Origin of the sequence: Mesorhizobium sp. M1403 (assembly GCF_040317695.1) — a bacterium.
Lineage (GTDB): Bacteria > Pseudomonadota > Alphaproteobacteria > Rhizobiales > Rhizobiaceae > Mesorhizobium.
The window spans coordinates 83,825-102,841 of sequence record NZ_JAMYKY010000014.1; the positions used below are offsets into that span (position 1 = coordinate 83,825).

The 19,017-nt window shown below is 60.9% G+C and carries 19 protein-coding genes and 1 tRNA gene; 6 read left to right on the plus strand and 14 right to left on the minus strand.

All coding sequences use genetic code 11. The annotated features are described in order from the left end of the window. Nucleotides 1-142: 142 nt before the first annotated feature. From NKH01_RS21580 to NKH01_RS21625, 10 genes are all read right to left on the minus strand, one after another. Nucleotides 143-517: a hypothetical protein gene (locus tag NKH01_RS21580; protein WP_023718362.1), complete on the minus strand. Its 375-nt coding sequence runs from the start codon at nucleotides 515-517 to the stop codon at nucleotides 143-145. 36 nt (nucleotides 518-553) lie between these two features. Beyond that, a complete protein-coding gene (locus tag NKH01_RS21585; protein ID WP_353022275.1) occupies nucleotides 554-922 on the minus strand; it encodes a hypothetical protein in 369 nt (122 codons plus the stop codon). A gap of 45 nt (nucleotides 923-967) precedes the next feature. Continuing rightward, a complete protein-coding gene (locus tag NKH01_RS21590; protein ID WP_353022277.1) occupies nucleotides 968-1,342 on the minus strand; it encodes a hypothetical protein in 375 nt (124 codons plus the stop codon). 119 nt (nucleotides 1,343-1,461) lie between these two features. Next, nucleotides 1,462-1,992, minus strand: a complete 531-nt coding sequence (locus NKH01_RS21595) for an O-acetyl-ADP-ribose deacetylase (protein WP_353022279.1) — start codon at nucleotides 1,990-1,992, stop codon at nucleotides 1,462-1,464. Nucleotide 1,993: 1 nt separating this feature from the next. Beyond that, nucleotides 1,994-3,601: a carboxyl transferase domain-containing protein gene (locus NKH01_RS21600; protein WP_353022281.1), complete on the minus strand. Its 1,608-nt coding sequence runs from the start codon at nucleotides 3,599-3,601 to the stop codon at nucleotides 1,994-1,996. Between the two features lie 4 nt (nucleotides 3,602-3,605). Continuing rightward, complete coding sequence (locus NKH01_RS21605; protein ID WP_353022283.1) at nucleotides 3,606-3,989, minus strand: type II toxin-antitoxin system VapC family toxin; 384 nt, start codon at nucleotides 3,987-3,989, stop codon at nucleotides 3,606-3,608. Next, nucleotides 3,986-4,378, minus strand: coding sequence for an AbrB/MazE/SpoVT family DNA-binding domain-containing protein (locus tag NKH01_RS21610; RefSeq protein WP_023718356.1), 393 nt, complete (start codon nucleotides 4,376-4,378; stop codon nucleotides 3,986-3,988). Before NKH01_RS21610 ends, NKH01_RS21605 begins: the two co-directional genes overlap by 4 nt. Before the next feature lie 82 nt (nucleotides 4,379-4,460). After that, nucleotides 4,461-5,624 (minus strand): isovaleryl-CoA dehydrogenase, encoded by a 1,164-nt coding sequence (locus NKH01_RS21615; RefSeq protein ID WP_352494839.1) that lies wholly within the window; start codon nucleotides 5,622-5,624, stop codon nucleotides 4,461-4,463. A gap of 48 nt (nucleotides 5,625-5,672) precedes the next feature. Further along, nucleotides 5,673-6,335, minus strand: a complete 663-nt coding sequence (locus NKH01_RS21620) for a TetR/AcrR family transcriptional regulator (RefSeq protein WP_352814791.1) — start codon at nucleotides 6,333-6,335, stop codon at nucleotides 5,673-5,675. 147 nt (nucleotides 6,336-6,482) lie between these two features. Next, the gene (locus NKH01_RS21625; protein ID WP_353022286.1) at nucleotides 6,483-6,761 is read right to left on the minus strand and encodes an acylphosphatase; all 279 of its coding nucleotides are present in this window, start codon (nucleotides 6,759-6,761) and stop codon (nucleotides 6,483-6,485) included. A 198-nt stretch (nucleotides 6,762-6,959) separates the two neighbouring features. Here NKH01_RS21625 and NKH01_RS21630 point away from each other — a divergent pair, with 198 nt between their 5' ends. Next, nucleotides 6,960-7,466, plus strand: a complete 507-nt coding sequence (locus tag NKH01_RS21630; RefSeq protein ID WP_353022288.1) for a MarR family winged helix-turn-helix transcriptional regulator — start codon at nucleotides 6,960-6,962, stop codon at nucleotides 7,464-7,466. A 45-nt stretch (nucleotides 7,467-7,511) separates the two neighbouring features. Here the strand turns inward: NKH01_RS21630 and NKH01_RS21635 are convergent, their stop codons facing one another. Next, nucleotides 7,512-8,618, minus strand: a complete 1,107-nt coding sequence (locus NKH01_RS21635; protein WP_353022289.1) for a pyridoxal phosphate-dependent aminotransferase — start codon at nucleotides 8,616-8,618, stop codon at nucleotides 7,512-7,514. A gap of 120 nt (nucleotides 8,619-8,738) precedes the next feature. Between NKH01_RS21635 and NKH01_RS21640 the strand changes: the two genes are divergently transcribed. Further along, nucleotides 8,739-10,391, plus strand: coding sequence for a tetratricopeptide repeat-containing sulfotransferase family protein (locus NKH01_RS21640; RefSeq protein ID WP_353022291.1), 1,653 nt, complete (start codon nucleotides 8,739-8,741; stop codon nucleotides 10,389-10,391). A gap of 206 nt (nucleotides 10,392-10,597) precedes the next feature. Here the strand turns inward: NKH01_RS21640 and NKH01_RS21645 are convergent, their stop codons facing one another. After that, nucleotides 10,598-11,755 carry a porin gene (locus NKH01_RS21645; RefSeq protein WP_353022293.1) on the minus strand — a complete coding sequence of 386 codons (1,158 nt, stop codon included), beginning with the start codon at nucleotides 11,753-11,755 and terminating at the stop codon, nucleotides 10,598-10,600. Between the two features lie 449 nt (nucleotides 11,756-12,204). Here NKH01_RS21645 and NKH01_RS21650 point away from each other — a divergent pair. The 4 genes from NKH01_RS21650 (at nucleotide 12,205) to NKH01_RS21665 (ending at nucleotide 15,251) form a co-directional block, all read left to right on the plus strand. Next, nucleotides 12,205-12,295: transfer RNA gene (locus NKH01_RS21650), tRNA-Ser, on the plus strand. 94 nt (nucleotides 12,296-12,389) lie between these two features. Beyond that, nucleotides 12,390-12,641: a GIY-YIG nuclease family protein gene (locus tag NKH01_RS21655; protein WP_023721031.1), complete on the plus strand. Its 252-nt coding sequence runs from the start codon at nucleotides 12,390-12,392 to the stop codon at nucleotides 12,639-12,641. Nucleotides 12,642-12,739: 98 nt separating this feature from the next. Further along, the gene (locus NKH01_RS21660) at nucleotides 12,740-13,954 is read left to right on the plus strand and encodes a porin (protein WP_353022296.1); all 1,215 of its coding nucleotides are present in this window, start codon (nucleotides 12,740-12,742) and stop codon (nucleotides 13,952-13,954) included. A 238-nt stretch (nucleotides 13,955-14,192) separates the two neighbouring features. Then, nucleotides 14,193-15,251: a tyrosine-type recombinase/integrase gene (locus tag NKH01_RS21665; RefSeq protein WP_502912669.1), complete on the plus strand. Its 1,059-nt coding sequence runs from the start codon at nucleotides 14,193-14,195 to the stop codon at nucleotides 15,249-15,251. A gap of 306 nt (nucleotides 15,252-15,557) precedes the next feature. On the opposite strand, the gene NKH01_RS21670 is transcribed toward NKH01_RS21665, so the two are convergent. After that, the gene (locus NKH01_RS21670; protein ID WP_353022298.1) at nucleotides 15,558-16,451 is read right to left on the minus strand and encodes an alpha/beta fold hydrolase; all 894 of its coding nucleotides are present in this window, start codon (nucleotides 16,449-16,451) and stop codon (nucleotides 15,558-15,560) included. Nucleotides 16,452-16,849: 398 nt separating this feature from the next. Next, entirely contained in the window at nucleotides 16,850-18,883 is a 2,034-nt protein-coding gene (locus tag NKH01_RS21675) for a lytic transglycosylase domain-containing protein (protein WP_353022361.1), read from the minus strand. Nucleotides 18,884-19,017: the final 134 nt, after the last annotated feature.

A 19,017-nucleotide genomic window follows, 5' to 3' on the forward strand; every position in this document is an offset into this window, starting at 1 on the left:
TGCTTCCAGCTAGCGATTCGGCAGCGCCAACATTCGGTGCAGAGGCCACGAACAGTGCAAGTACCAATATGGTTGCTCGCCTGATGGATAAAGATTTCATTGCCCAACCCATTTGAAAAACCCGAGACTGGCAGATATTCAGCTATTTGGAGGCGGCTATTTCGCAGCCTCCGCCTGTCGTAACCTTATAACTGTTGCGGGTGGCCTGACAGGATTTTAACGCCAACTCTTCGGCAGCTTGCTGTGACGGTGCATTCAAGCGCGAGCCGCAGATGATGTACAGCGAACGCACCCGGGAATACGGAGTGCTTGCATAGGCCGAATGGCCGCCGGCCGCTACATAGGCCTTGTAAGCCATGGTGCATGGATCCTTCGGATTCTTCGGCAAATAGGGGTAGAAACGGGTCTCGCCCTTGCTTCCCGCCAGCGATTCCGCCGTTCCTATGCCAGGTGCCGTGAATACAAGAAAGCCGGCAAGTATCGAAGCGATTGTACTTTTGACGTGTCTCGGTGTCATTTTTTCCCCTGGAAGAGCGAACGCCAACAGCATCTCCTACTTGGAGGCAGCGATGCTGCAAGCTCCCGCGGTTGTGACCTTGTAGCTCTTCTTGGCTGACTGGCAGGATTTCAGCGCCTGCGCCTCTGCAGCCTTTTGCGACGTTGCATTTGCACGCGCGCAAATCATGAACTCGGTCGCCCAATTGAATGGAGTCGACGCATAAGCGGAATGGCTGCCGGTCGCCACATAGGCCCTGTATGCCTTCTGACAGCCTCCCGTCGAGCCAGGTGCGAAATAGACGGGATAGCGGCTGTCGCCCTTGCGTCCCGCCAGCGACTCCGCTGCTCCGATGCCGGGCGCCCCCAACACGAGCAACCCGGCAAATATGGATACAGTTGTTTTCTGAAAAAGCTGAAGTCTCATCTTCGTCCTATCCCCCATTGCTATCCGGCCCTTTGATGCCGAAAGCTACTTGGAAGCGACTACGCCGCAGCCGCCGACCATGTCCACTTTGAACTTCTTGCGACCGGCTTCGCATGACTTAAGCGCGAGCGCTTCGGCAGCCTTCTGGGACGGTGCGTTAATGTGCACGCCGCAGACGAAATACAGGACCCTTGCTCCGGTGATGGTCGATGCGTAGGCGGAATGACCGGCCGCAGCCACATAGGCGTTGTAGGCCTGCCTGCAATTGCCTTCCGAGCCTTGCTGAGGGAGATACACGAAGGAACGCTTGTCGCCGACTTTCCCAGCAAGCGACGCCGCTGCACTGGCGCCAGGCGTCGCTAATATAAGCAACCCCGCAAGTATAGACGCAGTTGTTTCCTTGAAAAGCCGCCGTTTCATCTTCGCCCAATCCCCATTGGTATTTGAGATGACCAATAGCCGTGATTCTTTCGGCTGGCCAGATGAAGAAGCAAAAAAATTGGTCTGGAGGTGTGGACGGGTTCGTCGCCCGCGCAGGGTCACACCCTGCCGAGTGCAGCAACGACCCGCTGATACAGTTCGGCCGTCGGCTCGTCGAAGCAGCAGAAAATGACAGTTTCCGGAACGATGTTCTGGCCGATGAAGGCACTCACGGTACCGACAGCAATTTGCGTCGCCTGATCCTTAGGATAGCGGTAGACACCGGTCGAGATCGCTGGAAACGCCACCGTCCGGCAGTCCTTTGCGGCGGCGATTTCGAGTGACCGGCGATAGCAGGAGGCGAGCAGCTCGGCTTCTCCTTTGCTGCCGCCTTGCCAGACCGGTCCGACCGTGTGGATGATGTAGCGTGCCGGCAGCCTGTAGCCCTTGGTGAGTTTTGCCTCGCCAACCTTGCAGCCATTCAGCATCCGGCATTCGAACTCAAGCTCGGGGCCGGCCGCCCGGTGGATGGCGCCGTCCACGCCGCCGCCGCCGAGAAGCGAGGTGTTGGCGGCGTTGACGATTGCATCGACCGCCAGCTTCGTGATGTCGCCGGTGTGAACGCGAATCCTCTGGCCGATTTCGCTCATCTCACATCCTGAACACGCCGAACCGGGTCTCCTCGATCCCGGCGTTCAGCGCGGCCGACAGGCTTAGCGCCAGCACCTCGCGGGTCTTCGCCGGATCGATGATGCCGTCGTCCCAGAGCCTTGCCGACGAATAGAGCGGGTGACCTTCATGCTCGTACTTCATCAGGATCGGCTTCTTGAATTTTGCTTCCTCTTCGGCGCTCCACTCGCCACCCTTGCGCTCGATGCCTTCGCGCTTGACGACGGCCAGCACCGTTGCTGCCTGTTCGCCGCCCATCACCGAGATGCGGGCATTCGGCCACATCCACAGGAAGCGTGGCGAATAGGCGCGTCCGCACATACCGTAATTGCCGGCGCCGAACGAGCCGCCGATGATCACGGTCACCTTCGGCACCTTGGCCGTTGCGACCGCCATGACCAGCTTGGCGCCATCCTTGGCGATGCCGCCGGCCTCGTATTTTCGCCCGACCATGAAACCGGTGATGTTTTGCAGGAAGACCAGCGGGATCTTGCGCTGGCAGCACAGTTCGATGAAGTGCGCGCCCTTCAGCGCGCTTTCCGAAAACAGCACGCCATTGTTGGCGACGATGCCGACCGGCATGCCGTTGAGATGGGCAAAACCGGTGACCAGCGTGGTGCCGTAATTCTGCTTGAACTCATCGAACTCGGAGCCGTCGACGATGCGGGCGATCACCTCGCGCACGTCGTAAGGCTGGCGCAGATCCGTCGGTACGATGCCGTAGAGTTCATGTGGATCGTGAAGCGGTGGGATCGATTTCTTCAGGGCCAGGCTTACAGTCTTGTTCCGATTCAGGTTTTTGACGATACGCCGGCATATTGCCAGCGCATGCTCGTCGTCGAGCGCATAGTGATCGGCAACGCCGGAAAGCCTTGTGTGCACGTCGGCACCACCGAGGTCCTCGGCGGTGACGTCCTCGCCGGTGGCCGCCTTCACCAGCGGCGGCCCGCCGAGAAAGATGGTCGCCTGGTTGCGCACCATGATTGTCTCGTCCGACATCGCAGGCACATAGGCGCCGCCGGCCGTGCATGAACCCATGACGCAGGCGATCTGCGGAATGCCGGCGGCCGACATGTTGGCCTGGTTGTAGAAGATGCGGCCGAAATGATCGCGGTCGGGAAACACCTCGTCCTGATTGGGCAGATTGGCGCCGCCGCTGTCGACCAGATAGACGCAAGGCAGATTGTTCTGCAATGCGATCTCCTGTGCACGCAGATGCTTCTTCACCGTCAGTGGATAATAGGTGCCGCCCTTCACCGTGGCGTCATTGACGACGACCATGACTTCGGTGCCTTCGACGCGGCCGATGCCGGCGATGAGGCCGGCCGAGGAGATGTCCTCGCCATACATCGACCACGCCGCGAACTGACCGATTTCGAGGAAGGGCGAGCCGGTATCGAGCAATTGGGCAAGACGTTGCCGCGGCAGGAGCTTGCCGCGCGAAACATGCCGCTCACGCGCTTCCTCCGAGCCGCCGCGTTCGACCGTAGCAGCCTTTTCCGCAATATCGGCGACCAGCGCCCGCATGCGCTCGGCATTGGCGCGGAAAATATCGGAGACGGGCGAGATCTGCGAGGTGAGGGGGGCCATGGCGCTACCGGATCAGCTCGATCTTGCAGCCGACATCCAGGTCGCCCCAGTCGCGATCGGCGGTGACGGCAATGGCGTTCTCGCGAATCGCCAGCGCCAGGCAGGCCCGATCGCCCAGCGACAAGCCGCGATGCCGCGTCAGTTGGCGAAGCTGCCCGGCGGCGATGCCCATCGCTTCGTCGAAAACGGCGATCGGCATGCCGAGACTGCCGAGGTCGTCGGCAGCCTGTTCCAAGCTGCGTCCCTTGTCGATCAGCTTGGCAATGATCTCGGCCGCATTGACCGAGCTGCATTGTGCATCCGGCGCGAACCCCAAAGCATTCTCGGTGCCTTGCTCGTTGAGCAGGATTGCGAGCGCCGCCGAGCTGTCCATGACGTATGGCTTCATTTCACCCGCTTTCCCGTCGTCCCTTCGGCGTGAAGCCGGTCGAGACGCTTGTCGCTTCGACGCTGCTCTTCCCGCCGCTCCTTCAGAAATTCGTCGACGACGCTTTCACCGGGCTGTTTCAGCGCCGACAATTCGGCCTGAACGCGTCGCAAATTCTGCAGCCACGATCTTACCCGCAGTTCGCCGTTTTCGACATGAAGGATCATGTCCTCGCCAGGCTTCACGCCCATCTCCTCGCGCATCGCAGCAGGGATGACGAAGCGCCCGCCCTCGCCAAGCTTGACGCGCTCGCGTTTCGCCGGAACCCGAAGCCGCGTTTTGCGAGCGCCAGCATCGAACTGTGCTTGCGGATCTTCGTCAAATCCGGACTTTCCCGTTCTGCCCGCCATGGTCCGTCTCGCTTGTATTTATGGCATATGTCCGGAAGTATGCCATATCGTGCGGCTTCTGGCAAATCTCAAAAGAATGCCATTAGGCGCCCTCCGCCATGATTTCCCGTCCGATCAGCCAGCGACGGATTTCGCTGGTGCCGGCGCCGATCTCGTAGAGCTTGGCGTCGCGCAGCAGCCGGCCGGTAGGGTAATCGTTGATGTAGCCGTTGCCGCCCAAAAGCTGGATGGCGTCGAGCGCCATCAGCGTCGCCTTTTCGGCGGCGAACAGCACGCACCCGGCGGCGTCCTTGCGCGTCGTCTCACCGCGATCGCAGGCGGCGGCTACGGCATAGACGTAAGCACGCGCCGCATTCATCGTCGCATACATGTCGGCGAGCTTGCCTTGCACCAGCTGGAACTCGCCGATCGGCTGGCCGAACTGCTTGCGTTCGTGCACGTAAGGGATCGCCACGTCGAGGCACGCAGCCATCAGCCCGATCGGCCCGCCGGCAAGCACGGCGCGTTCGTAGTCGAGGCCTGACATCAGCACCTCGACGCCGCGCCCTTCCTCGTGCAGCACATTGTCGAACGGCACTTCGACATTGTCGAACACCAGCTCGCCGGTGTTCGAGCCGCGCATGCCGAGCTTGTCGAGCTTTTGCGCCACCGAAAAACCGGCAAAGGCCTTTTCGACGATGAAAGCGGTGATGCCGCGCGAATTGAGTTCCGGATCGGTCTTGGCGTAGACGACCAGCGTCTCGGCATCCGGCCCGTTGGTGATCCACATTTTGGTGCCGTTGAGCACGTAGCGATCATTGCGCTTTTCGGCGCGCAGGCGCAGCGACACGACATCTGAGCCGGCACCCGATTCCGACATCGCCAGTGCCCCGACCTTTTCGCCGCTGCAGAGCGAAGGTAGATATTTTTCTTTCTGTGCCTGCGTCGCCCAGCGGTTGATCTGATTGACGCACAGGTTGGAATGGGCGCCGTAAGAGAGGCCGACCGAGGCCGAGGCGCGCGAAATCTCCTCCATCGCCACGACATGGGCGAGGTAGCCCATGCCGCTGCCGCCGAAATCGGGATCGGCGGTGATGCCGAGCAGGCCGAGCCCGCCGAGCTCCACCCACAGATGTGCCGGGAATTCGTTCGAGCGGTCGATCTCGGCGGCTATCGGCGCGATTTTCTCCTGGGCGAAGCGCCGCACCAGATCGCGCAGCGCCTCGATGTCTTCGTCAAGCCCGAAGTTGAGCGTCTGCGTGTACATGCCGTTCCTCCCGGCGCACGACCGCGAAAATCGGGATCATGCGCGAAATCAAAGTGCTACAGCGTCCTTTGCGCGCTCGAATGGACGCACGGTGCCGTGGCTCGTCCTCGCGCCATCGCTCTTTGCTCCAACAAGGCGCATTGTCATTGCTAGATATGTAGCGGTGACTTCGGCGATCGACAGCCGTTCGCCCGGCCGGAACCACACGATGACGCCGGTCATCATCTGGATCAGCGCCATGGCGGTGAGCCCGGTGTCCTCGACGCTGAACAAGCCCGCTTCGACGCCGTCGCGCAGAATGGCGCGCAGCTCCTTCTCGTAAGCGGTGCGCATGCGCAGGATCTGCGTGAGTCTTTCGTGCGACAGGCTGCGCAGCTCCATGTTCGAGACATGGGTGGAATGGCGGCGTTCGACGTGGAAAGCGATGTGGTTTTCGACATAGGCGGCGAGCCGCGCTGCCGGATCGGCGCCGACAGGGCGTGTTGCGCGCCACGCCTCGATCAAGCCTTCCATATGCTCGCGCATCAGCGTGAACAGAAGGTCCTGCTTGGTCGGGAAGTAGCGGTAAAGCGCCGCTGCCTGGACGCCGACCTCGGCCGCCAGCTGGCGCATCGACATCGCCTCGTAGCCGAGACGCGCAATCAGGCTGACCGCCGCCTCGCGGGCCGCAGCTTCGGTCTTCTCGCCGTCGGAGCCGGTCGTACGCGCCATGATAAGCTCGCCTTTTCGCGAACAATAAAACAAACGTTCAATTAATTCAAGGATCCGAGGTTCGGTCAGGGCAATGGCTTCAGGTTTGCTCTATCTGCACCCTAGAGATTTTGTGCGATGGAAGCGAATGAGCAGGATCATGCCTTGCTAGGCAACGATCCTGAAACCCGCGGACATGTGGCGCGCCTCGATCTCCTCGACATCGACGTTCGAAACTGCTGCCCCTGGCGGCCCTTGCCAGAGACGTTCGATTATTGTCGAGACCGCCGCATCGGCACCTGCAATCGAGGCTGTCACCGAGCCGTCAACTTCGTTGCGCACCCAACCGGCAAGGCCAAGTCCAGACGCCTCGCGCCGCGCCCAGACCCGATAGCTGACGCCCTGCACCTTGCCGTATATGCGTACCTGCACCGTCCGGTCGGCCATCGCGCTCTCCATCTTCTGAGTCGAGTCTGGCGCATCGCTGTGCAAATTCAACCAGGCAACGTGCATCGAAGGTCTCTCTGCCGATCGCTATCCGCCAGCTTCACGTGCGAGATAGGCGGCGTCTCCATCGAATGATTGACTAAGTCAAATAATAGATCATCATGGTCCTTAGGAGCGATCAGCCCGAAGGAGGTCCACATGCCGGCCGATCGGAATGCCCTTGTCGCGGAGATACGTTGCTTCAATCGCTTCTACACGCGCCTGATCGGGCTGCTCGACCTGACCTTGACGCACAGCGCCTATACGCTGGGCGAGGCGCGGCTGCTGTTCGAATTGGGCGACCGATTCCGCGCTGCCGCCAATAGCGGCGGTGAGGCTGGGTTTCTGGCACGGGCGTTCCACCTCGATCTCGGACCGGCAGCCTCCGAAATCGCCGCCGAACTCCGGCTCGATCCGGCCTACGTCACGCGCGTCCTGAGGAGATTCGCTGCCGCTGGCCTGACCGAGATACGCACTGACCCAGCCGATCGGCGCAGACGCATCCTGTCGCTAACCGCTCGCGGAAGTGCGGAACTCGCCAGGCTTCAGGCTGCGACGGATCGCGATCTCGCCCGGCTGACGGCCAGCCTCGCCGATGACGCGGCTGCCGAATTATCGGACGCCTTGAAACGGGTCATGCGCCTGCTTGATGGTGGGGAGAAGTAGCGGCGGTACTGGAGGTCGTGGTGCTCCGTCGCCCCTTTTGGCGCCTCAATTCCCCCGCGCTGCCGCCAGTGCGCCCGGCAGTTCCTCGGCAAAAATGTCGAGCTCGTGATCGAGGCCGACGCTGACCCGGATGCAGCGGTCGAGCACTGGCACCATCGGCTTGCGGATGAACACGTCGCGCGACAACAGCGCCTGCAGCACCTTCAGCGCGAAAGCGCCGTCGCGGCCGCAGTCGATGGTGACGAAATTGGTCGCCGAAGCCAGCGGCTTCAGCCCGTTCGCCTCGGCTATTCCGGCGATGCGCCGGCGGCCGGCGGCGACCCGCGCCACCACGCTCTCCAGCCAGGCCTGATCGGCAAGCGCCTCGACGCCGGCGATCTGCGCCATGCGGCTGACGCCGTAATGGTTGCGTATCTTCTCAAAGTCGCGAATCACCTGGGCTTCGGCCACCGCGTAGCCGCAGCGTATGCCGGCCAGCCCATAGGCCTTGGAGAAGGTGCGCATGCGGATGACGTTCGGCCGCGCGATATCAATCGGCGGCAGCGCTGAGGCTGGCCCTAATTCGCCATACGCCTCGTCGAGCACCAGCATGGTGGTCTCCGGCAAGGCCTCGATGAAGCGGCCGAGCTCGGTCGCTTCCCACCAGCTGCCCATCGGATTGTCCGGATTGGACAGGTAGACCAGCGGCGCCTTTTCCTTGGCCACGGCCGCCAACAGGCCGTCGAGGTTTTCCCGATCGTTCTCGTAAGGCACCGCGACCAACCGGCCGCCGACGCCGGCGACATGAAAGTTGAAGGTCGGATAGGCGCCGCGCGACGTCACCACCGCGTCGCCGGGCGCCACATACATGCGCGCCACCAGGCTGAGCAGCCCATCTATGCCTTCGCCGACGACGACGTTTTCGGCGCCGACATCGAGATGCCTGGCTACTGCTACCTTCAAATCGTGATTATCGGGGTCGCAATACATCCACATGTCGGCGGCAATCTCGGCCATGCGGGCAACGACACGCGGCGAAGGGCCAAAGCTGCTCTCATTGGCGCCGATGCGAGCGCGAAAGGCGCGGCCGCGACCACGCTCCTGCGCCTCCGGGCCGACAAACGGCACCGTAGAGGGAAGCGCGTCGATAAGCGGCGTAAGGGGAGGGCGCATAGCAAAGGCTCGTTCGAAAAGGAGCCTTCTTGCTAGCCTGCCGGCTGGGCCTGCGCAAGTTCTGCGGCGGGCGGGCACGTCAGGCTGGATTCTCCCGGATCATTTTGCTAGCCAGACATGATGAGCAACCGACTGCCGCCCGCTTGGTCCAAACACATAAAGTCCCGCCCGGCGCCGAAAGTGGAACCGCCGAAGGCGAAACCGCCGTCGCGTGTGCAAGCCGACGACATGCTGCTGCGACAGGCGCTCGAACTCCAGCAAGCCGAGCGGCTTCCAGAGGCCGAGGAGTTGTGCCATCGCGTTCTCGCCCGCACGCCCAACCACCCGCTTTCGCTCTACATCCTCGGCACGTTGGGGCTCGGTGTCGACGATGAGTTGGCTCTCAAATATTTTGCACGAGCAGTAAGCCAGACGCCTCAGAATCCGTATTTCCACCTTAGCCTGGGAGAGGCCTGCCTGAAGCTTGGCGACAGCTTGCTTGCGATCAGGCACCTGCAGCGCGCCTGCGAATTGAAGCCCGATCTGGTGGAAGCGCTTTGCGGACTAGCGCGTGCCTACGTCAACTTCGACAAGGCCGAGATGGCTTTGCCCCTTTACGAGAAGGCGCTAAAGATCAACGGCGACCATCCCATGGTCCGGATTGGTCTGGCTGGTGCGCTCACCAGCCTCGGTCGCATGGACGAAGCCAGAGCCTATCTGAAGCAGGCAATCGAACGTCGCCTCGATATTGGGGAGGCCTACGATAGCCTGGTCAACACGCGTAAGTTCGCTGAGAAGCCTGCAGAGCTCGACTCTATCCTGCGCGAACTCTCCAATCCCAGGCTCGACCCGGATGTTGCGTCGCAACTCCATCACGCCGCAGGCAAAGTGCTGAACGATCTTCAACGCTATGAAGAGGCAATGGATCACTTCAAGAGGGCGAAAAAGGCCGCTGGCCGTGGTTTCGACCTGGAGTCCTTCCGCCGCTACGTCGATTGCATGATCGAGATATTCAGCCCGTCACTGCTGGAAGCCAAGGCCGGCCACGGCAGTCCGTCCGAAGTGCCTGTGTTTGTGCTGGGCATGCCCCGGTCGGGGACGACGCTGACCGAGCAAATCTGCGCGAGCCATCCGGATGTTCATGGCGCCGGGGAGCTTACGAAGCTGCGGCGGATCGCAAAAGCAATTGGTTTCACGACGCAGGCGGCCGAGACCTTGCGCAGATCGATGATCGCAATGACCGCTAATCAGTCGAAGGCACTGGCCGAAGAATACCTGTCATACCTCCGGCAATGGGCGCCGGCCGCGCTACGCATTGTCGACAAGATGCCTCATAATTTCGAGCTTATCGGCCTCATCGGAATTCTCTTTCCCAACGCGCGCATCATTCATTGCCGCCGCGATGCCATCGACAATTGCGTCTCCTGCTTCGTTTTGAAGTTCACCAAGGGACACAGCTACAACGCCGACCTTGAGACGCTCGGGCTATACTACCGTGAATATGATCGCCTGATGCGGCATTGGGACAAGGTTTTTCCCGGACGCATCTTCGAAAGTCGCTACGAGACGCTGATTGCGGATCAGGAGGTACAATCTCGCCGTCTCATCGATCATCTTGGATTGCCCTGGGACGATGCCTGCCTGCGATTCTTCGAGAATGACGGTTCGGTCAACACGCTCAGTCGCTGGCAGGTTCGGCAACCGATTTACAATTCGTCCATCAAGCGCTGGAAAAATTATGAGAACAAGATCCAGCCACTGATTGATGCTTTGGGCGACCTGGCCGAACTTTGAGCAAGTAGGGCGCGCTCGATGGGCCGCAGTCGACCGTGACTTGCTGTCCCAGGTCGGTTGATCCTGTAGGCCAGCCTTTCAGATCGAGCGAACGCTTGCCCGTTTAGCAGCCTGCATTCATGCATCGAGAGTTGTTAGCTGCGTCGCCCGAAACGAAAAACCCGGCGGTTGGCCCGCCGGGTTCGATCTCAATCAGACTCGGTTTGTTAGAACGAGCGCTGGAAGCGGAGCATGCCGCCAATGCTGTCCTTGTCGTCGGCATTGGTCCAGTTGCGATCGAAGTCTTTTTCAAACTGACCGTCGTGGGCCCAATCGACTTCAGCCGTGATCGTGAAACCGGGAACGATATCGTAGGCGACGTTCGCAGCGACGCCGTAGTTCTTGTCGTCGTCAACCGATGCCTGGAGATTGAACGAGGTCTTCTCGTTGATGGTGTAGGTGCCACCGCCCCAGACTGCCCAGTTGCCGCCCCACTGCTTGTAGAAGTTGCGGTCGATGTTGTCGTCCGAACCGTAACCAGCCATGAGGAACAGTGTTAGGTTCTGTATCGGCGTAACGTCGACGCGAACCTTGCCGGCCCACTCTTCCCAGGTGCTGTCGTAGGCGGCGACGCCGGTGATCGAGCCCCAGCCCTGCGTGTATTTGAGACCGCCGACGACATACGGAACATAGCTGTCGATGGAATCATTGCCGCTGTTGCTGTCTTGGAACTCGCCAGGATCCGCATCGGCACTGCCCGAACCGGTTTCCAATGAAGCCACGGCCGAGAAGCCGTTGCCTGCATCGAAATAATACTGGACGACATTGGTGTCGAAGCCGCCGTAAGGAACCAGCGTATCTTGGATGACATTGCCGGCGTAGCCGATGAACGTATCGAAGGCCGATTCGTCCTTACCGACGCGCAGGCCACCGAGCTGGACCCAGGCGAAGTTCAGTGAAACCCCCGTGCCGTCGATGCCATTGTAGTTGTCATCAAGGTAATTATTGCGGTTACCCCAGTTGAAACGGGTCTCGGTGTAGGTCTTCAAGGTGCCGAGCTCGGTCTCCTGGCCGGTCCAGGTCTTCAGCGTAAAGCGGGCGTGCTTGTAGTAGGTATCTTGCGAGTCGCCGTCCTGCTGATCGGTAGTCTTTGCACCGTCGAATGAGCCAACGTCGCCGATGCCGATGTCATAGCGGACATAGCCGCCGATGCGCAGGCAGGTTTCGGTGCCGGGGATGTAGAAGTAGCCAGCGCCGTAGACGTCGCAGATCTTGACGTATTCAGCGGGTTCCGGCTCGGCGACGACGACGGCGTCGGCGGCGCGCGCACCGGAAACTGCGACCAGTGCCGCAGCGGAGCCGAGAAGAAGGCTCTTGATGTTCATTTTCTGACCTCCAGTCAAAAGTTAAAAAACGGGTCTGGGTATTCTTTGCTGAAGGACAGCGTTCCCTGCCCCATCCCCACTACCGAAAAAGATGCGCACCGCGCCGCTCCTTCAAACCCGACATTACCCATGAGACGGCGGCGTTCAACCACGATCATACCGGCAAAAGGTTTGTGTTGGCGCTATACCCCGGCGTTGTTGCACAAATGACACGATTTGGCCTCACTCCGAAAGCTCCCGTTAACCAACAGCCATTCGCAAGCCGTTGCAAACGGCGGATTCCGGCGATGGTCGGCCCGAAGTGTGACCATGGCCCGAGTCGCGAACCAGGGAATTGCCGCAGAATCGCCACATCGCTGGGCGGCGCTTTGGCGAAGGGTCGATTTTTCAAGGATAATAGCGCCAGCTTGTTGATTGTGCCGGCGCTTTTCTTTATCCACCGGCGCTACGGAGAGGTGGCCGAGTGGTCGAAGGCGCTCCCCTGCTAAGGGAGTAGAGGTCAAAAGCTTCTCGTGGGTTCGAATCCCATCCTCTCCGCCACCCTACGCCCTGCGGGCTTCGGGTGGCAGGCCACCCGGAACCGCATTTTGGGCGTAGGGTGTCGCCCGAAGCTACGAAGTAGCGTAGGGGGACTATGTGGTACGTCTATTTCCTGCAACTTCGTAACGGCGATGTCTACGTCGGGTCGACCAACGACCTTCGGCGCCGCTTCGAATCGCATCGATCAGGCTATGTGACTTCGACCAAGGCCTATCTGCCTGTAACTTTGAAGTCCTACATCGGGGTTGAAACCGAGGCCAACGCACGGCAACTCGAGCGATATTTCAAGACCGGTTCAGGCAAGGCCTTCGCCAGTAAGCGTTTTTGGCGGACAGGGCCTCACTGACGGCCTTAGGACTTATCTATTTGAAAATATAAATAAAAACAGCCGAACGAGCTGCTTTTTGCCGACCTCCGCCCTCGATTCTGACTGGAGGTCAGAAAATGAACATCAAGAGCCTGCTTCTCGGCTCCGCTGCGGCACTGATCGCAGTTTCCGGTGCGCGCGCCGCCGACGCCGTCGTCGTCGCCGAGCCGGAACCCGCTGAATACGTCAAGATCTGCGACGTCTACGGCGCTGGCTACTTCTACATCCCCGGCACCGAAATCTGCATGCGCATCGGCGGCTATGTCCGCTACGACATCTCGGCCGGCGATGCGGGCGCGTTCACTGGTGCCCGTTACCTCGACAACTCGGATCTTCTGGACGGCAGAATCGAAGAAAACGATGGTTATTACAAGCAGGCTCGCTTCACGCTGAGGACCTACACCGGCCAGGAAACCGAGATGGGCACCTTGAAGACCTACACCGAGACCCGCTTCAACTGGGGAACCGGTCATCATGACATCACGAATGATCAGGGGACTCTGGACCAAGGCGACGACATTACCTACAGCTTTTCCAGCTTTGGTAGCAGAGGCGTTTCGCTGAACTTCGCCTGGATCCAGCTCGGTGGTCTCCGCGTCGGTAAGGACGAAACGGCTTTCAACACGTTCACCGGCTACGCCGGCAACGTCATCAACGATACGCTGGTCCCCTACGGCGGCTTCGACACCAACGTCATCCAGTATTACTTCGATGCTGGCAACGGCTTCTCGGCCGTGGCGTCGTTGGAAACCGGTGAGGGCTTTTTCATTAACGGCGACAACGTCACCAATTTAAGCCTCAATCTCGGCCATGACTCCATCGACAGCTATGTTCCGTATGTCGTCGGCGGCGTGAAGTACACGCAGGGCTGGGGTTCGATCTCAGGCGTCGTTGCCTATGACAGCTCACTGGAAGAATGGACAGGCAAGGCTCGCCTGGACATCACGCCGATGCAGAACCTGACGCTGTTCCTGATGGCCGGCTATGGTTCGGACGACAATATCCCACGCAACTTCTACAAGCAGTGGGGCGGCAATTGGGCAGTCTGGGGTGGTGGTACCTACACCATCAACGAGAAGACCTCGTTCAACCTCCAGGCGGGGTATGACGAAGACGAGAATCTCGGCATCGCGGCCAACATCGCCTACGACATCGTCCCAGGCTTCACGATCACGGCCGAAGTCGACTACCTGCACGCCGGCAAGTTTGGCGACGCCGACTTCTACAACTGGACTGGTGCCGACGACGACAGCAACATCGGCGGTGTCCTCCGCTTCCAGCGCTCGTTCTAAGGGCTGGACTTAAAGCAAGTGAAATCCAGCCCGGGCGCTTTAACGCCCGGGCTGTTTTTGTTTTCGCGACTGGTAGCAAACAGAAGGAAAAGGGGGTTCGGTAGCTGAACAGGGTTGTGGAACGATGTCGTTGGGATCCGCCGCTGGCGGATGAAATCGACCGCAGCGCTTAAAACTCTTGAAAGGGCACCACCAAGCAGGTAGGTCTAGGCCTATCCACTCGGGGGTGTGGCGAATAATGACGAACGATGCGATTCAAGAGGGAGAACCCTCTGATCTTTTTTCGATGTTTTCTTCTCAGACTGCAAAGATAAAATATAGTTACAACAACATACGAGAAGTAAAGTCGCATAGGGTCGGAGAACTTTTTTCAGCATACCGGGACATACTTTGGGATGATGGGCGGCACAAATACAATGTCAGCTCCTTCATCGGCGAAATAGATGAGATTCTCCTTGGGGAGCGTTTCAGCGCCTTCGACCAAAGCACCCTCGACAACCTTATCGGCACCTTGCGCCAGCGCGGCAACAGCAACGCAACCATCAACCGGAAGATGGCTGCCCTCAGCAAACTGCTGCGCAAGGCTCACAAGATGGGGGATATCCACAGCCTGCCCGAGTTCCGCCGCCAGAAAGAGCGGGCGGGACGGATTCGTTTCCTCGAAAGGGACGAGGAGGCCCGGCTGTTTGCCGCCATCAAAAGCCGCAGCGAGGACGCTTATCGGCTTTCCGTCTTTCTCGTCGATACCGGCTGCCGCCTCGGCGAAGCGCTGGGGCTGATCTGGAACGATATCCAGGAGCACCGCGTCAGTTTCTGGATCACCAAGTCCGGCCGCAGCCGCACCATCCCGATGACCGAGCGGGTAAAAGAGGTGATCAAGCTGCCGACCACCGAGGGTCGCCGGCCCAAGGGCCCGTTCACCAAGCTCAGCCAGGCGCAGTTTCGGGCCATCTGGAACGATGCCAAGGCCGAGGTCGGGCTTGGCGCCGACGATCAGGTCGTGCCGCACATATTGCGCCATACTTGTGCCTCGCGTCTCGTCCAGGGCGGCATCGACATCAGGCGCGTGCAGATGTGGCTCGGCCATCAGACGCTGTCGATGACCATGCGCTACGCCCATCTGGCCACCAACGATCTCGACGGCTGCGTCACCGTGCTGGAAACGCCGCGGTCCGGTGGCGCGGACAGCGGCGGCGCAAGTCCTTTGTCTGCTCCACCTTCGGCAAGGCGGGAACCAAAAAGCGAGCCGGCCGCAAGCAAGGCACCAAAGCCCGCGAAGAGAAGCGCCAAATCCTGACGGTTTGGGTGGATCTGGCGTAAGTCGGTCGATCTGACAACGGATTGCAGGCCAATACATCAAGTCGGCGCTGCCCCTCACCCTTACCCTCTCCCCGTGAAAAAACGGGGAGAGGGGAGTTCGTCAGCGTTGCGGCCGTCTGTCCTTCTCCCGTCACTACACGGGGAGAAGGTGCCAGCAGGCGGATGAGGGGCGGCGCCGACATCCAACAATTATTCTCCGGGACGCCAGCAGAGCTGTTAATCGCTGCCAGAATGCTTCACAGGTACAAGATAAGGCAGAGAGTTACTTAAACTTACCGTGGTTTTACTTCCAACCGCTCCGCCGCTCCACCCGATCGAAAAAACCAGCGATCCTGCCCGGCAGGATCCCGGACTCCAAAAACGGTGCATGCCCCTGGCCGTCAGCGGTGATCGTCTCGATATCGGTATGGCGCGTCCGCATCTGCTCGAGCGTTTCGGCGGACAGCAGCTTCGAGTTGGCGCCGCGTATGACGAGCATTGGGATGGCCGCCAGCGCGTCGAACTGTGGCCAAAGATCGGGCATCGGCCGGCTGGGATCGAGGCCCGCCAGCGTATCGACCAGTTTCGGATCGAAATCGGGCAGAAATCCCTCCTCGGTCTCGCGGTAGAGGGCTGACGCCATCCGCTCCCAATCCGCATCGGTCAGCGCCGCAAAATCGGCGCCATGGGTGCTGCGCAGGCCGCGGACCACCTCTGCGTACGCCTTCGGCCTGGGCGCGGGGTCGAGATAGGAGCGGATATGGGCGAGCCCTTGCGTCTCGATCACCGGGCCGATGTCGTTGAGGACGACGGCCTTCAGCACGGCCGGCCGCATCGCCCCGAGCACATGGATGATCAGTCCGCCGCGCGACGTGCCGATGAAGGCAGCCTCCTCGATGCTCAGCGCCGCCAGCCCGGCGAGAATATCGCCAGCTTCGATGCCGATATTGTAATGGCCGATATCGGCATCGTAGGCGGACTGCCCGCGCCCGCGATAGTCGAAAGCGACGACCTTGCGCTTCGCCTGCGTCGACAGATAAAGCGCCAGCTCGTGAAAATCACGGCAATTGCGGGTCAGGGCGGGCAGGCAAACGACTGGCCAGCGGCCGGAATTCGCTTCGCCGTAGATGCGGGCGTGCAGGGACAGCCCGTCCGGCGCGGCGTAGAAGAAATCGGAGAAACCCTGCTCGGTTGCCATGTGGACTCCGTTCCTCTCGCTGCTGGCTTGTTTCAACTGCTACAGGCGAGGGGCCGGTAGGGTCAAATAGGGGAGGCGCCGAAGTTGCAGGGTCCCTCAAGGGGGAGATTGGCTGTCATCGTCGCTTTCGCCAAGTTTCGTCGGATGCAGAAAGGCACTGTCCACGAAGCTGCCGATCTCCCCCTGGTGGGACCCTTGGGGAGATGTCCGGCAGGACAGGGCGGGCCGCTGTCCGCCAACTCGACGTCCGGAACTTTCAAAGCCTGAAACAAAAACCCGCCTCGTTGGGCGGGTCGTCGGTGCGAATCAGCACCACATTTAAATTAGTAGCATAGCTGCCGGCACAAAGCAAGAACAAAATACGCTGTGACCGGCAAACCTGGCTTGAAGCCCGGCCGTCACCCCCGGCCGTTCACCAGATCCCCGACAATGTCGTACTTGCCGGAGATACGCATCTTGTAGACCTCATAATTCTCCATCACGCGCTGGACGTAACTTCTTGTTTCCGTATAGGGAATCCGCTCGATCCAGTCGACGACGGCATCGACGTCCTTGCCGCGCGGATCGCCGTATTTCGCCACCCACTGGGCGGCGCGGGCGGGGCCGGCATTGTAGCCGGCGAAGGTCAGCACGTAGGAGCCGTCGAAACGGCCGAGTTGCTCGCCGAGAAAGGCAGCGCCCAGCGTTGCATTGTAGCCGGCATCGGTGGTTAGCCGGGCCTGAGAAAATGTCATGCCGGCCTTCTTCGCCAATTGCTTGGCGGTGCCTGGCATTAGTTGCAGCAGTCCGCGCGCGCCGGCGCTGGAGATTGCGCCGATGTTGAACTCGCTTTCCTGGCGGGCAATCGCATAGGCCAGCGCCTTGCCCGAGCCGGAGATGTTTGCGGTGTCGGGAATGACGCCGAGCGGATGCGACAGCGCGCCGACATCGATGCCGCGGGCGCCGGCGATCTTGCCGATCTTCAGCGCCATGAAATGGTTGCCTTGTCTTTCCGCCAACACCGCAAGCAGCGCCAGTTCGCCGGGGTTGTTCAGCTGCCCGGCGAGGTCGCGGTAGAGCGTCTCGGCATAGCGGTCATAGCCGGCCTCCTGCAGCCGCTTGATGGCGCGGACCGCCTCGCGGGTGGCGAAATTCTGGCGGTCGGCGGCACTTGGCTGTGGGTAGACGATGTTGAGGGTCTGCCGGCCGACGCGCTCGCCGGCGAGCTGGCCGTAAAAGGTCGTGCCGTAGCTTGCGGCGCGGCTGAAATAATCCTTGGCATTGCCGGGGCCGCCGACTTCGGCGGCGCGGCCGAGCCAATAATAGGCGCGCGACAGCGACATCGGCCCTTGGGCGAGCTCCGCGATTCGCGCAAAATGCTTGGCGGCGATGCTCGGGTCGTTGAGGCCGCGCAGCGCGTACCAGCCTGCATGGAATTCCGCCTCGGCAGCATTGGCGGGACTTTCGGCGGCATGCGCGGCGACTATTCTGTAGGCGGTCTTCATGTCGCCCTGGTCGACCAGCTCGCGCGACAGCACCCGGCGCTCGACCCACCAGGCGTCCGGATCGACCAGAGCGTCGCGGTCGCCCGGCGCCTTCATCACCAGCGCGGCGGCGTCGGAAAATTTCTGCTGCTTGCGCAGATATTCGGCTTCGGCAAAGAGATAGCCGGCCGCCCGCTGCGCTGCCGGCACCGCCTTCAGCAGCTTGGCCGCGTTCTTGTCGCCTTTGGTGACTGCCGCCCAGGCATCGGCCAATTGCTGGGCGCGGGCGAGACCGGCGACGCGCAGCGCCGAAGCGACCCGGTCGGCATAAAACATCCGCTCCATGCGGAAGCGATGGTCGGCGGCCGGAATCAGCGCACCGAACTCGCGAATGACCGCCGCCTCGTCCCTGGCTTCGAGCTTTTCGGTCCGCCAGAATGGCGACAGCACCGAGCGCGCCGCCTTGGTATCGCCCAGTGCTAGATAGGAGCGGGCTAGGATCACCACGCCCTCGAAGGTCAGCGGCTGGCTGCCGTCGAACGCCCGCACCACGATCTGCGGCGTGGGGTTCTCCCGATAGAGCGCGCGCTCGCTGTTCTTGCGCAAGGCGATTGTACCCGGCCAGTTCGGCAGCATCTTTGCCGCATCGGCGATGTCGCCGCTCGGCACCTGGTCGCCGCCATAGAGCGCGATCGCCCAGGCAAGGATGTGCCGGTCGAGCGACTTGGCCGGCAGCGCTTCGCGCACCTGGCGCGCGCGCGCAATGTCGTTTGCCGCCAGCGCATCGAGACCGCTCTTCAGCACCGCGACGCTCGCGGACGGGGACTGCTGCACCGCATCGTTCTGCGGCTCGGTCATCGGAATCGCCGACGTAACCTGCACATCGACGCTGCTGCCGATCGCCGCGCCGGGAATCAGGGCGACGATCGCGCCGATAAGCGCGAAAAGATGAGGCCGCCTGATCGGCATGGATTTGGTCATCCCCGTTCTTCGACGCTACAACAGACACAGATGAATTGAAGCTTACTCGTCTGTGATGAAGGGCCCGTAAAGAAAACCTTCTCGAGGTCATTCGAATTGCAATTGCTGGCGCAATGCTTGCC

Coding starts and splice junctions, on each gene's coding strand:
- NKH01_RS21580 (WP_023718362.1), bottom strand. CDS start 517: ATGACACCGAGACACGTCAAAAGTACAATCGCTTCGATACTTGCCGGC.
- NKH01_RS21585 (WP_353022275.1), bottom strand. CDS start 922: ATGAGACTTCAGCTTTTTCAGAAAACAACTGTATCCATATTTGCCGGG.
- NKH01_RS21590 (WP_353022277.1), bottom strand. CDS start 1,342: ATGAAACGGCGGCTTTTCAAGGAAACAACTGCGTCTATACTTGCGGGG.
- NKH01_RS21595 (WP_353022279.1), bottom strand. CDS start 1,992: ATGAGCGAAATCGGCCAGAGGATTCGCGTTCACACCGGCGACATCACG.
- NKH01_RS21600 (WP_353022281.1), bottom strand. CDS start 3,601: ATGGCCCCCCTCACCTCGCAGATCTCGCCCGTCTCCGATATTTTCCGC.
- NKH01_RS21605 (WP_353022283.1), bottom strand. CDS start 3,989: ATGAAGCCATACGTCATGGACAGCTCGGCGGCGCTCGCAATCCTGCTC.
- NKH01_RS21610 (WP_023718356.1), bottom strand. CDS start 4,378: ATGGCGGGCAGAACGGGAAAGTCCGGATTTGACGAAGATCCGCAAGCA.
- NKH01_RS21615 (WP_352494839.1), bottom strand. CDS start 5,624: ATGTACACGCAGACGCTCAACTTCGGGCTTGACGAAGACATCGAGGCG.
- NKH01_RS21620 (WP_352814791.1), bottom strand. CDS start 6,335: ATGGCGCGTACGACCGGCTCCGACGGCGAGAAGACCGAAGCTGCGGCC.
- NKH01_RS21625 (WP_353022286.1), bottom strand. CDS start 6,761: ATGGCCGACCGGACGGTGCAGGTACGCATATACGGCAAGGTGCAGGGC.
- NKH01_RS21630 (WP_353022288.1), top strand. CDS start 6,960: ATGCCGGCCGATCGGAATGCCCTTGTCGCGGAGATACGTTGCTTCAAT.
- NKH01_RS21635 (WP_353022289.1), bottom strand. CDS start 8,618: ATGCGCCCTCCCCTTACGCCGCTTATCGACGCGCTTCCCTCTACGGTG.
- NKH01_RS21640 (WP_353022291.1), top strand. CDS start 8,739: ATGAGCAACCGACTGCCGCCCGCTTGGTCCAAACACATAAAGTCCCGC.
- NKH01_RS21645 (WP_353022293.1), bottom strand. CDS start 11,755: ATGAACATCAAGAGCCTTCTTCTCGGCTCCGCTGCGGCACTGGTCGCA.
- NKH01_RS21655 (WP_023721031.1), top strand. CDS start 12,390: ATGTGGTACGTCTATTTCCTGCAACTTCGTAACGGCGATGTCTACGTC.
- NKH01_RS21660 (WP_353022296.1), top strand. CDS start 12,740: ATGAACATCAAGAGCCTGCTTCTCGGCTCCGCTGCGGCACTGATCGCA.
- NKH01_RS21665 (WP_502912669.1), top strand. CDS start 14,193: ATGACGAACGATGCGATTCAAGAGGGAGAACCCTCTGATCTTTTTTCG.
- NKH01_RS21670 (WP_353022298.1), bottom strand. CDS start 16,451: ATGGCAACCGAGCAGGGTTTCTCCGATTTCTTCTACGCCGCGCCGGAC.
- NKH01_RS21675 (WP_353022361.1), bottom strand. CDS start 18,883: ATGCCGATCAGGCGGCCTCATCTTTTCGCGCTTATCGGCGCGATCGTC.